This is a genomic window from Acidimangrovimonas pyrenivorans (genome assembly GCF_042643245.1).
In the GTDB taxonomy this organism is placed as follows: Bacteria; Pseudomonadota; Alphaproteobacteria; order Rhodobacterales; family Rhodobacteraceae; genus Acidimangrovimonas; species Acidimangrovimonas pyrenivorans.
The window spans coordinates 44,660-58,521 of the sequence record NZ_JBHRSK010000008.1; the positions used below are offsets into that span (position 1 = coordinate 44,660).

Genomic DNA, 13,862 nt, shown 5'->3' on the forward strand with positions numbered 1-13,862 from the left:
CACGCGCAAGGGGAGGAGACGCGATGATCAATCTGGGAGCCTCGGCGCATGTCGACAGCTTCACCCGCGACCGGCTGCCGCCGGCGGCGGAATGGCCCGACCTGCTGCTGGACGGGTTCGAATACCCCGAGCGGCTCAATGCCGGGGTCGAGCTGACCGACGCCATGGTGGCACGCGGCTTCGGCGACCGCACCGCGCTGATCGGCAACGGCCGGCGGCGGACCTACAAGGAGCTGGCCGACTGGTCGAACCGCATCGCCCATGCGCTGGTCGAGGATTACGGGCTCGAGCCGGGCAACCGGGTGCTGATCCGCTCGGCCAACAACCCGGCGATGGTGGCCTGCTGGCTGGCGGTGATGAAGGCGGGGGCGGTGGCGGTCAACACCATGCCGCTGCTGCGCGCCGGCGAGCTGTCGAAGATCGTCGACAAGGCCGAGGTCAGCCACGCCCTTTGCGACACGCGGCTGATGGACGAGATGATCGCCTGCGCCAAGGGCTCGGCGTTCCTGGAAACCGTGGTCGGCTTCGACGGCACCGCCAATCACGATGCCGAGCTCGACCGGGCGGCGCTGGACAAGCCGGTCGCCTTCGACGCGGTCGAGACCGGGCGCGACGACGTGGCTCTGCTGGGCTTCACCTCGGGCACGACCGGCGAACCCAAGGCGACGATGCATTTCCACCGCGACATCCTGATCATCGCCGACGGCTACGCCAAGGAGGTGCTGAACGTCACGCCCGAGGACGTCTTCGTCGGCTCGCCGCCGCTTGCCTTCACCTTCGGGCTGGGCGGGCTGGCCGTCTTCCCGCTGCGCTTCGGCGCCTCGGCGGCGCTGCTCGAAGCCGCGACGCCGCCGAACATGATCGAGATCATCCAGAAATATCGCGCCACGGTCTGCTTCACCGCGCCCACCGCCTATCGCGTCATGCTCAAGGCGATGGACGAGGGCGCCGACCTGTCCAGCCTGCGCGCCGCGGTCTCGGCCGGCGAGACCCTGCCGGCGCCGGTCTACGAGGAGTGGATGGCGAAGACCGGCAAGCCGATGCTAGACGGGATCGGCGCCACCGAGATGCTGCACATCTTCATCACCAACCGCTTCGGCGACAGCCACCCGGCCTGCACCGGCCGGCCGGTCGCCGGCTACGAGGCCAAGATCGTCGATGACGACGGCAACGAGATGCCGCGCGGCGAGGTCGGGCGGCTGGCGGTGCGCGGGCCGACCGGCTGCCGCTACCTCGCCGACGCGCGCCAGCGGGTCTATGTCAAGCACGGCTGGAACCTGACCGGCGACAGCTTCTTCCAGGACGCGGCGGGCTATTTCCACTTCGCCGCCCGCAGCGACGACATGATCGTCAGCGCCGGCTACAACATCGCCGGGCCCGAGGTCGAGGCGGCGCTGCTGGCCCATGAGCACGTGCTGGAATGCGCGGTGATCGGGGCGCCGGACGAAGCGCGGGGCGAGATCGTCGAGGCGCATGTCGTGCTGGCCGAGGGCGTCGCGGCGGAGGCGCTGACGGTCAAGACGTTGCAGGATCACGTCAAGGCGGTTATCGCGCCCTACAAGTATCCGCGCCGGATCGTCTTCACCAAGGCCCTGCCGAAAACCGAGTCGGGCAAGATCCAGCGTTTCCGTCTGAGAGAGAGCGCATGACCAACACTCCCTACGATCCCGCCGCCGAAGGCGCCCAGATGACCTTCGACGGCCGCATGTCCTATGGCGACTACCTGCAGCTCGACAGCATCCTGACGGCGCAGACGCCGCTGTCGGACGCCCATGACGAGATGCTGTTCATCGTCCAGCACCAGACCTCGGAACTGTGGATGCGGCTGGCGATCCACGAGCTCAACGCCGCCCGCGACGCCATCGGGCGGGATGATTTCGCCCCCGCCTTCAAGACACTGGCCCGCGTCGCCCGGATCTTCGAGCAGCTCAACAGCGCCTGGGACGTGCTGCGGACGATGACGCCGTCCGACTACACCACCTTCCGCGAGGCGCTGGGGCAATCCTCGGGCTTCCAGTCCTGGCAGTACCGGCTGATCGAGTTCATGGTCGGCAACCGCAACCCGGCGATGATCCGGCCCCATGCCCACCGGCCCGAGATCAAGGTGCTGCTGGAAGAGGAACTACACCGCCCCTCGCTTTACGATGTCGCGCTGGCGGCGGCGGCGCGGGCCGGGCTGGCGGTGCCGCAGGAGGTGCTGGAGCGCGATCCGGCGCAGCCCTGGCAGAACAACGCGGCGGTCGAGGCCGCCTGGGCGCAGGTCTATCGTGATCCGCAGGCGCATTGGGCGCTCTACGACCTGGCCGAGAAGCTGGTCGATTTCGAGGACTATTTCCGCCGCTGGCGTTTCAACCACGTCACCACGGTCGAGCGCGTCATCGGCTTCAAGCGCGGCACCGGCGGGACGATCGGCGTCAGCTATCTCAAGCGGATGCTGGAAACCGAGCTGTTCCCCGAGCTGTGGCACGTCCGGACCGGGCTGTGACGGGCTTCGCCTATCCGCAGAAGGTGCTGTTCCAGCATTGCGACCCGGCCGGGATCGTCTTCTACCCGCGCTATTTCGAGATGCTGAACGCCACCGTCGAGGCCTGGTTCGAGCAGCGCCTGGGGCATTCCTTCGCCCGGCTGCATGGCGAGGTGGCGGCGGGGGTGCCGACGGCGGGGCTGGAGATCACCTTCTCCGCGCCTAGCCGGCTGGGCGATGACCTGCTCTTCACGCTGTGGCCCGAGCGCCTGGGGCGGAGCAGCGTCGGGCTGTGCTTCACCGCCGACTGCGGCGCCGAGCGGCGGCTCGAGATGCGCTCGACCCTGGTCTTCGTCGCGCTGGCCGATGGCCGGCCGCGGCCCTGGCCCGAGGCCTTGCGCAGCGCGCTCGAGCGCGAGCGGACCGCCGGGTGAGCCGCTGGCAGATTGGCGTCAAATCGGAAACGGATTGTTGACGGGCGACCCGGCATTGCCGGAATAGCCACATCGTTGCGCCGCATTTCGGCCCGCTTGCACACGCAGGTTGTTCCCAAGGCAGGAAACACGCCGGGAAAGGGCAGGATACATGAATATCGGACGCTATCTGCTGAGCCGCTTCGGGCTGGGACAGGCGCCCAAGGACGACCCGTTCGAGCAGCGGTTGCAGCAACTGACAGAGGCTGGCTCGTGCCGGGTCTGCCGGACCTTCGCGCTGTTCAGAAATCGACGGTCACGCCGGGCAGGCGCAGCTCGTTGAGCAGGTCGCGGACTTCCTGACGGGCGGCGATGTTGGACAGGTTGAGGTTCTCGACCCCGACGTCGCGCAGGTCGAGCAGGGTCAGCCCGCGCGGGAACAGCTCGCGGAAGATGACGCGCTCGGAAAAACCCGGCGCGACGCGGAAGCCGATCCGCCGCGACAGGTCTTCGAGCGCCTTGCCGACCTTCTTCTTGTTGTGCATCTGCTGCGCGCCCAGACGGTTGCGCAGCACGATCCAGTCGATCGGCTTCAGCCCCGCCTGCGCCCGCAACTGGCGCGCGTTCCACACCATCTCGGCATAGATCGACGGGCCCATCACCTTGTTGGTCTGCGGGTCGATCCGCGCCAGCAGGTCGAAATCGACGAAACTGTCGTTCAGCGGCGTGATCAGCGTGTCGGCCAGAGAATGCGCCACTTGGCTCAGGCGGGTATGCGACCCGGGGCAATCGATGATGATGAAATCGGATTCCGGCTCCAGCGCGGCGACCGCGGCCGACAGCCGGTGGTCGTAGATATTCTCGTCCGGGCCGATCTGGTTGCGGTCGATCTCGGGCAGCTCGCGGTAGTCAGGGATCGGCAGCGCGATGCCGTTGTTTTCGCAATAGGCGCGGCGGTTCTCGACATAGCGGCCGAAGCTGCGCTGGCGCAGGTCGAGATCGAGCCCGCCGACGCGATGCCCCATCCGGACCAGCGCCGAGGCCACGTGCATGCAGGTGGTCGATTTGCCCGAACCGCCCTTTTCATTGCCGACAACGATGATATGCGCCACGGTCCTGCCCCTGCCCGATACCAAAGACGCGCCGATCCCGGCGCGCCATGACCATATGTGGTGGGGCTACTCTTTGGAAGCGAAGCACGCAAGAGGGCCCGTCAAAATCCCCGGCCGGCGTCGCGCGGCGACAACGGATGGCCTCGGGCCTGCCCGGAGCGCGGAGCCTGGGCGATCGAGGTCAGGAGATCTCGGTCGCCACCCGCTTGAGCAGGTCGAGGAACAGCGCCTTGTGGTCGCCGACGATCTCGTCCAGCTTGCGGTCATGTTCCTGCGCGTGGCCCAGCATCTGGGCCAGCGTCGCCTCGCCCGCCGCGGTCAGCCGCAGGGTCATGCTGCGGCGGTCGACGGTCGAGGGCTTGCGCTCGATCAGGCCGCGGCGCTGCAGGTCCTGGATCAGCGGCGTCACCGTCGACTTGTCGCGGGCGATGGCGCGGGCCAGGTCCATCTGGGTCAGGCCGGGATTGTGCTGGATCACCATCAGCGCGGCGAAGCGGCCGGGCTTTAGCCCCTCGGCGCCGACATGGCGGGCGAAGGCCCGGAACGCGGATTCCTGGGCGTTGCGCAGGTTGAAGCCGATGAAGCCGTCGAGCGGCCCGAGATCGATCTCGCGCCCCGTCCTGCCTTTTGCATCATTCTTTGCCATCGGGTCCTCGCTCGTCAGGTGTTCATGCCGCCGCCGACCATGAGCATCACCCCCGCCGTATAGCCGCTTTGGTCGGGGACAAGATAGAGGACGGATCGCGCCTCTCCGGCCGCGTGGCGGCAATGCCGAGGCAGGAGCCGGCATCCGGTTCCGTCGTCGCCGAGGCGCTGGAGCTGCCCGCCCCGATCGTCATCCTCAACGACGCCGAACGGGGCGCGGTGCGCGGCGCGCTCTTGCGGCCCTGCCCCGACGGCCCGGCATGATCCGTTCCACGCCGCCGCAGCCCCGCGACCATGTGCTCCGGCCCCGCTTGACCCCCATCAAGGCGCCGCCGGGGCTTCTGTGGTCAGCTGTCCATTATTTCCCCCGTCGCCCCCCGGGGCCGCGGGGACAAGGCATTGGGGGGAAGGGCCATGGATGACCTGCGTTGGGTTCTGAGCGAATCCTGGGCCGCGCCGGCGGTCGAGGGAACGGGCGAACCGGTCGATCACGTCAACGACTACACCGAGGACCGGGTACACGACGGCGAGGACGACGATCAGCGGATCGGCGGCTATCGCGATCCCAAGGTCGAAAAGGTGATCCGTGACATCGTCGAGCAGTCGACGAAGATGACCGAGACGATGCGCAAGCTGAGCGGCGACGCGTTGTCGGCCGTGCCCTGGATCATGGGGCCCAAGATGGCCTTCTGGGTGCGGCTGACCTCGGATCTGTCCGGCCTCGCCGGCTTCGACGCGGTCAAGTATTACGATTCGGTCGGCAACGCGCTGAAGCAGGTCAATGACAGCATCGACCGCAGCCTCGCCGGCGGCGGTGGCGCGATCTCGTCGCACAAGCAGGAGGGGATCGTCGTCGATACCGGCGGCGGCAGCGGGGCCCTGGCGGCGGTGATCAGCACCACGAGCGACCCGCTGCAGATGGACGGGGCGAAAAGCTGGGATGCCGATGGCGACGGCCGGATCGACATCACCTCGGGGCTGAGCGCCAACGAATATGTCCTGGCCGCCGATCTGGACGGCGACGGCGCCATCGACCCGGGCAGCGAGTTCCTGTCGCGCCATTTCGGCGGGCTGGAATACTGGAACGCCTTCGACGCGCTGGCCGGTTTCGACAGCAACGGCGACGGCCGGGTCGACGCGGCGGACGCGGATTTCGGCAAGCTGATGCTGGTCGGCGGCTATGACGAGGCCGGGGCGCTGACCATGGCGCCGGTCTCGGCCAGCGGCATCACCGCCTTCGTGCTGGGTGATCTCGGCCTGCCGATCGCCACCGATATCGGCATCATGAAGCCCAGCACCGACCGGGTGATGGGCGTCGAGGGGATCGACGCCACGGTGGGCGAGGTGAACCAGACCCACCTGTCCGAGGGCTATGACAGGATGCAGTCCAGCAGTGCCGCCGGCCAGACAATCGTTGGCGGCGGCGGCAACGACCTGCTGCTGGCGCTGCATGCCGGCGTCACCCTGCGCGGCTGGGGCCGGGCCGACACTTTCGTCACCGCCTTCGCCGATACCGTGATCCAGGGCGGCGCCGGGCTGGACAGCGCGCGCTTCGCCACCGCCGACCGGGTGGTCTTCGATGCCGGTGCGGCGGGGGTGGAATTCGTCACCTCCGGCTCGGGCAACGACCTGCTGACCACCAGCGGCACCGATCCGGTGGCGCTGGACGGCGAGGCGGGCGAGGACGTGTTGCGCGGCGGCCCCGGCGCTGACGTGCTGACCGGCGGGCCCGGCTCGGACACCATCGTCGGCGGCGCCGGGCGCGATGTCGCGATCTACCGCCAGAGCGCGTCGGGCTTCACCATCACCGCCACGCCGACCGGCTGGCAGGTGGCCGATACCGACTGGCGCGACGACTGGGAATTCGGCGACGAGGGCTTCGACCTGCTGCGCGGCGTCGAGGTGCTGCGCTTCCGCGACAAGGTCTACAGCCTGAACTACGATGCCACCGGCCTGCCGACGACCTATGTCGAGGGCGACGGGCCGAACGGGCTGGCGCCGGTGACCACCGACGACACCTTCCTGACCACCAAGAACTCCTTCACCTTCTCGTCCGGCAGCCTGCTGGCGAACGATTCCGATCCCGAGGGCGGGCCGCTGTTCATGAAGGGCATCACCGCCTCGGCCGGACAGCTGGTGCGCAATGCCGATCTGAGCTGGACGCTGCTCCCGGCCGGGCCGGGCGACCAGACGATCGCGCTGCACTACCGCACCGCCGATGCCAGCGACCGGGTCAGCGCCGGGACCGCCTATGTCACCTTCCGCCAACCGCTGACGGACGATTTCTTCGACAGCTCCTGGCACGTGATGCGCGACCAGATCCGCGGCGTCTGGCCCGATTACACCGGCTCGGGTGTCCATGTCGCGCTCAACGAGGTAGGGAATTTCGATGCCACCAATCCCGAGATCGCCGGCGCCTACCTGAACAACATCGCCGCGGCGGGGACCGAGGCGCATGGCGTCGCCGTCGCCTCGGTGCTGCTGGCCGGGCATGATGACGGCGGCGTTGTCGGCGTCGCGCCCGGGGCCGAGTTCTCGAAGTGGTTCTTCAGCGACAATATCAGCTTCGACCACGAGTTCTTCGCGCTGTGGCAGACCGATCCGGCGGGCGATGCCGATATCGTCAACAACAGTTGGACCACGCCGGCCTTCTCGAAGGGCGGGCTGTTCGAGGATTACCGGCCGATGCGGGCCGGGCTGGAGACATACGCCGAGGACGCGCGCGGCGGCCTGGGCGGCATCAGCGTCTTCGCCACCTACAACAACGCGCCCGGCTCGACCGACCGGATGGAGTACCAATATGTCGGTTCGGCCCGGCAGGGGATCGCGGTCAACCCGCTCGACCAGTACGGCCAGACGGCCTATGGCGCGCCGGGGGCGTCGCTGCTGATCTCGGCCTCGGGCGCCGACATGCCCACCGCCGACCTGCCCGGCCCGGCCGGCTATTCCGACGGCAGCGGCGCGACCGATGCCGACCACGCGATCCTGACCGGGTCGTCGCTGGCGACGCCGGTGGTATCGGGCGTGGTGGCGCTGATGCTCGAGGCCAATCCGAATCTCGGTTATCGCGACGTCCAGCAGATCCTCGCCTACAGCGCGCGGATGACCGACGCTCTCGATCCCGGCTGGCAGGTCAACGGCGCCGATGACTGGAACGGCGGCGGGCTGCATTGGAACGAGCAATACGGATTCGGCCGGATCGACGCGATGGCGGCGGTGCGGCTGGCCGAGACCTGGCACAGGCAGCAGACGGCGGCGAACCTGCAGACCCGGGTGCTGGCCGATGACGGGGCGATGGTCTTCGCCGAGCCGGACAGCACGGCCGAGGACAGCCGGACCTTCGATCCGGCCACCCATCCCGATGGCGGCGACATCGTGGTCGATCATGCCGAGGTGACGCTGCACGGCGTCACCGAACGCTGGTTCGACCACTCGATCCATCCCGACGGGCTGACCAGCACCTACACGCAGGAATTCTTCCTGCGCTCGCCGGCCGGCACGCTGGTGCCGCTGACCAGCCGGGCCAGCCTGACCGAGGCCAGATTCATCCCCGACGACTGGGTCTTCACCGCCACCGGCTTCCGCGGCGAACGGGCGGCGGGCGACTGGACGCTGGTGCTGCGCAATTACGAAACCGGTTTCTACGGCACCGCCTATGACGCCGACTGGACCCTGACCCTGACCGGGCGCGGCGCGGTCGACAACGATACCTATGTCTATACCGACGCCTTCTCCGATTTCGGGCCGCAGGAGGCGCCGGGCCGCTTCACCCTGTCCGACGCTGTCGGCACCGACGAGATCAATGCCGCGGCGCTGTCGCTGCCGGTGCTGCTCGACCTTTCGGGCACGCTGGACAGCATGATCGGCGCCCGGCCGCTGGCGCTGGCGGCGGGCACGGTGATCGAGAACGCGATCGGCGGCGAATCCGACGACATCCTGTTCGGCAATGACACGGCCAACCGGCTCGACGGTGCGCGCGGCGACGACCAGCTGTTGGGCCGCGCCGGGGCCGACCGGCTGATCGGCGGGGAGGGAGACGACTCGCTGCTCGGCGCGGGTGGCTTCGACACCATCGTCGCCGGAGACGGCCGGGACACGGTGCTGGGCGGCGACGGGCGCGACCTGGCCTATCTCGGCGACGGCGACGACCTGTTCCGCGACAACAGCCAGGCCGGCGTGCTGGGGCGCGACACGGTCTGGGCCGGGGATGGCGACGACACCGTCAACGGCGGCGGCGGTGACGACGATTTCAACGGCATGACCGGGGCCGACCGGCTGCTGGGCCGCCTCGGCAATGACCGGCTGAGCGGCGGCGGCGGGGCCGACACGCTGGACGGCGCCGGCGGTAACGACACGGTGATCGGCGGCGACGGGCGCGACCTGGCCTATCTCGGCGACGGCGACGACCTGTTCAGCGACACCGGCCAGGGCGGCGTTCTGGGACGCGACACCGTCTTCGGCGGCGATGGCAACGACACGATCCAGGGCGGCGGCGGCGACGATACCTTCCGCGGCCGTGCCGGCAACGACCTGATCTTCGGTCGGCTCGACAATGACGCGCTGTGGGGCGAGCGCGGCGCCGACACGCTGGGCGGTGGCGCCGGGGCGGACACGCTGGACGGCGGGCTGGGCGCCGACCGGCTGACCGGCGGCGCCGGGGCCGACAGCTTCGTCTTCAAACCCGGCTACGGCGCCGACACGGTGACCGACTTCGCCGGGACCGCCGACGTGCTGCGACTGGGGGCGGGGCTGTGGACCGGCACGCTGACCGCCCAGCAGGTCGTCTCGACCTTCGCCAGCGATACTGGCGACGACGTGGTCTTCGATTTCGGCGACGGCGACGTGCTGACCCTTGCCGGCGTCGCCGAACTGGCCGGGCTGGAGGCGGCGCTGGTCATTCTCTGACGGGGTGCCGGCAAAGCAAAACGCCGCCCGGCTGCGGGCGGCGTCTGTGACTTCCTGCTATGCCGGGATCAGACCGACAGGCAGATGTATTTCATCTCGAGGTAATCCTCGATCCCGTGGCGCGAGCCCTCGCGGCCCAGGCCCGACTGCTTGACGCCGCCGAAGGGTGCGACCTCGGTCGAGATGATGCCGGTGTTGACGCCGACGATGCCGTATTCCAGCGCCTCCTGGACGCGGGTGACGCGGCCGATATCGCGGGCGTAGAAATAGGAGGCGAGGCCGAAGATCGTCGCGTTGGCCTTCTCGATCACCTCTTCCTCGGTCTCGAACTTGAACAGCGGTGCCAGCGGGCCGAAGGTCTCCTCGGTCGAGACCTTCATCTCCTGGGTCACGCCGGTGACGACGGTCGGCTCGAAGAAGGTGCCGCCGAGTTCGTGGCGGTGGCCGCCGGTGACGATCTGGCCGCCGCCGGCCAGCGCGTCCGAGATATGCTCCTCGACCTTGGCGACGGCATCGGCATTGATCAGCGGCCCGGTCTCGGTGCCCTCTTCCAGCCCGTCGCCGACCTTCAGCGCCTCGACCGCCGCGGCCAGTTTCTTGGCGAAGGCGTCATAGACCCCGGCCTGGACGTAGATCCGGTTGGCGCAGACGCAGGTCTGGCCGTTGTTGCGGAATTTCGACGCCATCGCGCCGGCGACCGCCGCATCCAGATCGGCGTCGTCGAAGACGATGAACGGCGCGTTGCCGCCCAGCTCCATCGAGCATTTCATCACCTGGTCGGCGGCCTGGCGCAGCAGGATGCGGCCGACCTCGGTCGAGCCGGTGAAGGTCAGCTTGCGGACGATCGGGTTCTCGCAGAACTCCTTGCCGATCTCGGACGACCTGGCCGAGGTGACGACGCTGAAGATGCCCTTGGGCAGGCCGGCCCGCTCGCCCAGCACCGCCAGCGCGAGGGCCGAGAGCGGCGTGTCCTCGGCCGGCTTGGCGACGAAGGCGCAGCCGGCGGCCAGGGCCGGGCCGCATTTGCGGGTGATCATCGCGTTGGGGAAGTTCCACGGCGTGATCGAGCCGACGACGCCGATCGGCTGCTTGATCACCGTCAGCCGTTTGTCGGGCTGGTGGCCGGGGATGGTCTCGCCGTAGATCCGCTTGGCCTCCTCGCCGAACCACTCGATGAACGAGGCGCCATAGGCGATCTCGCCCTTGGCCTCGGCGAAGGGCTTGCCCATTTCGGCGGTCAGGATGCGGGCCAGGTCGTCCTGGTTCGCCATCATCAGGTCGAACCACTTGCGCAGGATCTGGGCGCGCTCCTTGGCGGTGCGGCCGGCCCAGTCCTTCTGCGCCGCCTGGCCGGCGGCGATGGCGCGCGCGGTCTCGGCCCGGCCGAGGTTCGGCACGGTGCAGATCACGTCGCCCCGGGCGGGGTTCCTGACCTCGAAGGTGGCGCCGTCATCGGCATCGACCCAGTCGCCGGCGACATAGGCCTGGGTGGCCAGCAGCGAGGGGTCTTTCAGAAGCGCGCGCAGGTCGGTGTTGGAGTCGAGCATGGATACCTCCCAAAGGCTGTCGCGCCACCGTTCCGTGGCGCCGGTGTTCTTTGCGTCAGACAAAGCATGGCGCGGGGCCGAATGTCCAGCTAAGGCTGGCAGGGCGACGGACAAGGAGATACCGATGAGCGCGGAAATGGACAGGGCCTATGCCAACGGCGATTTCATCGAGGGCGCGGCGGACTACCCCCCGCGCTGGCAGGCAGCGGCGGCCGAGTTCCGGGACGAACTGGGCGCGCGGGCGCGGTTGGGCGCGCGCTATGGCGACGGTGAGCGGCACTGGTTCGACCTGTTCCTGCCCGAGGCCCCGCCGCGCGGGGTGATGGTCTTTATCCATGGCGGTTACTGGCTGAAATTCGGCCCGCGCGACTGGTCCCACCTCGCCGCGGGCGCGGTGGCGCGCGGCTGGGCCTGCGCCATGCCGGCTTATACCCTGGCACCGGCGGCGCGGATCTCTCAGATGACGCGCGAGGTCGCCGCCGCCACTGCCGCCGCGGCGAAAGAAGTGGCCGGGCCGATCGTCGTCACCGGCCATTCCGCCGGCGGTCACCTCTCGGCCCGGATGGCCTGCGCCGACGCGCCGCTGCCCGGGGATGTCGCCGCCCGCATCGCCCATGTCGTGCCGATCTCGCCGCTGGCCGACCTGCGGCCGCTGATGGAGACGGCGATGAACGACGACCTGAAGCTCGACGCGGCCGAAGCGCGGGCCGAAAGCCCGGCCCTGCTGGAGCGTCGCAAGGGCTGCGATGTGTCGGTCTGGGTCGGCGGGCAGGAGCGGCCGTCCTTCCTGTGGCAGGCGCGGCTGCTGTCCGAGGAATGGGATTGCCCCTGGCATGTCGCCCCGGGGCTGCATCACTTCAACGTCATCGACGACCTCGCCCGCCCCGGCAGCGCGCTGACCGAGCTGTTGATCGGCGGGCTGTAAGCGCGGCTAATCCGTGCCGGCGAAGCGCGCGGCCCAGGCCGGCTGCGGGTCGTCCGCCAGCGGCGTCGCGGCATGGACGGCGCGGGCGATGGCGCGGGCCAGGCAACTGGCGGCGGCATGGCCCAGCCCGAACGGATCGGCGACCGGGTCGGGCAGGGCGCGGGCCCCGGTGGCTGCGGCAAAGACCAGGTCGCCGTCGAAGGGCGTGTGGCTGGGCACGATCGCCCGCGCCATGCCGTCATGGGCGGCGGTCGCCAGCCGTTGCGCCTGGGCCTGGCTCAGCGCCGCGTCGGTGGCAACGATGGCGATGGTGGTCGCCTCGCCCATCCGCTTGTAGGGGGCCGGCTCCGCCGTTGCCGGCGTCTCGGTCGCCACGCCGAGCCCGCCGAATTCGCCGTCCAGTTCCCAGGGCGCCGCCCAGAATTGCGGCCCGTCGCCCACCGTCACCGAGCCGAGCGCGTTCACCGCCACCAGCGCGCCGACCGTGATCCCGTTCTCCAGCACCGCCGAGGCCGAGCCGAGCCCGCCTTTCAGCGTCCCGGTCGTCGCGCCGTAACCGGCCCCGGCCGAGCCGAGGCCGAAGGCCTCGCCCGCCGCCGCCAGCGCCTCTCGCCCCAGCCGCTTGTAGGGATTCTCGGCCCAGTCCTTGTCGCCGCCGTTGAGCAGGTCGAACAGGATCGCCCCGGGCACGATCGGCACCCGCTGGTCGCCGACGGCAAAGCCGCGCCCGGCCGCCCGCAGCCCGTCGGCCACGCCCGAGGCGGCATCGAGCCCGAAGGCCGAGCCGCCCGACAGCACCAGCGCGTCGACCTCCTGCACCAGCTTGTCGGGCGCCAGCAGGTCGCTCTCGCGCGTGCCCGGCGCCCCGCCCATGACATGGACGGCGGCGGTGAAGGGTTTCTCGCCCAGCAGCACCGTGGCGCCGGTCTTGATCCCTGCATCCTCGGCATTGCCGACGGTCAGCCCGGCGACATCGGTGATCAGGTTGCGCGGTCCCGGTCGCATCCCGTCTTTCCTTTCCTCTTCAGCCAAATATCCTGCAGCAGGCCGCCAGTCGCTGCGCCATCGGTTCGAGCGACAATGGCGACGAGTTCCCCCGGCGCGCCGTCAGATGCAGCGCCCGCCATCCACTTCCATCGCCACGCCGGTAATCATCGACGCCTCGTCCGAGCATAGGAACAGCGCCGCGTTGCCCATGTCCCGAGGCGTCGAGAACCGGCCCAGCGGGATCGTGGCGAGGAACTTCGCCCGCATCTCGGGCGTGTCCTCGCCCATGAAGCTTTTCAGGAGCGGCGTCTCCCCGGCGACCGGGTTGAGCGCGTTGACGCGGATGCCGTCGGGGGCCAGTTCCACCGCCATCGCCTTGGTCGCGGTGATCATCCAGCCCTTCGAGGCATTGTACCAGTTCAGCCTCGGCCGCGGCGAGACGCCGGCGGTCGAGGCGATGTTGAGGATCGCGCCGCCGACCGCCTTCATGTGCGGGACAAGGTGGCGGGCGGTCAGGTAGACCGACTTGCAGTTCACCGCCAGCACGCGGTCGAAATCGGCCTCGGAAACGTCCTCCATCGGCGCCGGCAGGTGGGTGACGCCGGCATTGTTGACCAGGATGTCGAGCTGGCCGAATTCCGAAATTGCCGCCTTCGCCATGGCCGCCACGCTGGCATCGTCCGAGACGTCGACCGCCTGCGCCACGCCGCCGATCTCCGCCGCCACCACCTGCGCCGCTTCGGCGTTGATGTCGGCCACCATCACCCGCGCCCCCTCGGCCGCGAAGCGCCGGGCGATGCCGGCGCCGAAGCCCGATCCCGCGCCGGTCACCAGTGCCGTCTTGCCTGCCAGTCTCATGCCACT

The 13,862-nt window shown here is 69.4% G+C and carries 11 protein-coding genes; 6 read left to right on the plus strand and 5 right to left on the minus strand.

Going from position 1 to position 13,862, the window contains the following annotated elements; genetic code table 11:
* Window positions 1-23 precede the first annotated feature (23 nt).
* The 3 genes from ACFOES_RS12500 to ACFOES_RS12510 are packed head-to-tail and all read left to right on the plus strand — an operon-like array spanning window position 24 to window position 2,898.
* Window positions 24-1,649 (plus strand): AMP-binding protein, encoded by a 1,626-nt coding sequence (locus ACFOES_RS12500; protein ID WP_377833625.1) that lies wholly within the window; start codon window positions 24-26, stop codon window positions 1,647-1,649.
* The gene (gene kynA, locus ACFOES_RS12505; protein WP_377833626.1) at window positions 1,646-2,485 is read left to right on the plus strand and encodes a tryptophan 2,3-dioxygenase; all 840 of its coding nucleotides are present in this window, start codon (window positions 1,646-1,648) and stop codon (window positions 2,483-2,485) included. Before ACFOES_RS12500 ends, kynA begins: the two co-directional genes overlap by 4 nt.
* Complete coding sequence (locus tag ACFOES_RS12510) at window positions 2,482-2,898, plus strand: acyl-CoA thioesterase (protein ID WP_377833627.1); 417 nt, start codon at window positions 2,482-2,484, stop codon at window positions 2,896-2,898. Before kynA ends, ACFOES_RS12510 begins: the two co-directional genes overlap by 4 nt.
* Window positions 2,899-3,179: 281 nt before the next feature.
* Here the strand turns inward: ACFOES_RS12510 and ACFOES_RS12515 are convergent, their stop codons facing one another.
* Both ACFOES_RS12515 and ACFOES_RS12520 read right to left on the minus strand, forming a co-directional pair.
* Window positions 3,180-3,989: a division plane positioning ATPase MipZ gene (locus ACFOES_RS12515; protein WP_377833628.1), complete on the minus strand. Its 810-nt coding sequence runs from the start codon at window positions 3,987-3,989 to the stop codon at window positions 3,180-3,182.
* A gap of 181 nt (window positions 3,990-4,170) precedes the next feature.
* Entirely contained in the window at window positions 4,171-4,635 is a 465-nt protein-coding gene (locus ACFOES_RS12520) for a MarR family winged helix-turn-helix transcriptional regulator (RefSeq protein ID WP_377833629.1), read from the minus strand.
* A gap of 122 nt (window positions 4,636-4,757) precedes the next feature.
* On the opposite strand from ACFOES_RS12520, the gene ACFOES_RS12525 reads away from it, so the two are divergent.
* Both ACFOES_RS12525 and ACFOES_RS12530 read left to right on the plus strand, forming a co-directional pair.
* A complete protein-coding gene (locus ACFOES_RS12525; protein ID WP_377833630.1) occupies window positions 4,758-4,898 on the plus strand; it encodes a hypothetical protein in 141 nt (46 codons plus the stop codon).
* Between the two features lie 150 nt (window positions 4,899-5,048).
* On the plus strand, window positions 5,049-9,539 hold the full coding sequence (locus tag ACFOES_RS12530; RefSeq protein WP_377833631.1) for a S8 family serine peptidase: 4,491 nt from the start codon (window positions 5,049-5,051) through the stop codon (window positions 9,537-9,539).
* 68 nt (window positions 9,540-9,607) lie between these two features.
* Here ACFOES_RS12530 and ACFOES_RS12535 read toward each other — a convergent pair whose 3' ends face one another.
* Window positions 9,608-11,086 (minus strand): NAD-dependent succinate-semialdehyde dehydrogenase, encoded by a 1,479-nt coding sequence (locus ACFOES_RS12535; RefSeq protein ID WP_377833632.1) that lies wholly within the window; start codon window positions 11,084-11,086, stop codon window positions 9,608-9,610.
* Between the two features lie 124 nt (window positions 11,087-11,210).
* Between ACFOES_RS12535 and ACFOES_RS12540 the strand changes: the two genes are divergently transcribed.
* Window positions 11,211-12,011 carry an alpha/beta hydrolase gene (locus ACFOES_RS12540; protein ID WP_377833633.1) on the plus strand — a complete coding sequence of 267 codons (801 nt, stop codon included), beginning with the start codon at window positions 11,211-11,213 and terminating at the stop codon, window positions 12,009-12,011.
* Between the two features lie 6 nt (window positions 12,012-12,017).
* Here ACFOES_RS12540 and ACFOES_RS12545 read toward each other — a convergent pair whose 3' ends face one another.
* A complete protein-coding gene (locus ACFOES_RS12545) occupies window positions 12,018-13,016 on the minus strand; it encodes a P1 family peptidase (protein ID WP_377833634.1) in 999 nt (332 codons plus the stop codon).
* A 102-nt stretch (window positions 13,017-13,118) separates the two neighbouring features.
* The gene (locus ACFOES_RS12550; RefSeq protein WP_377833635.1) at window positions 13,119-13,856 is read right to left on the minus strand and encodes an SDR family oxidoreductase; all 738 of its coding nucleotides are present in this window, start codon (window positions 13,854-13,856) and stop codon (window positions 13,119-13,121) included.
* Window positions 13,857-13,862: the final 6 nt, after the last annotated feature.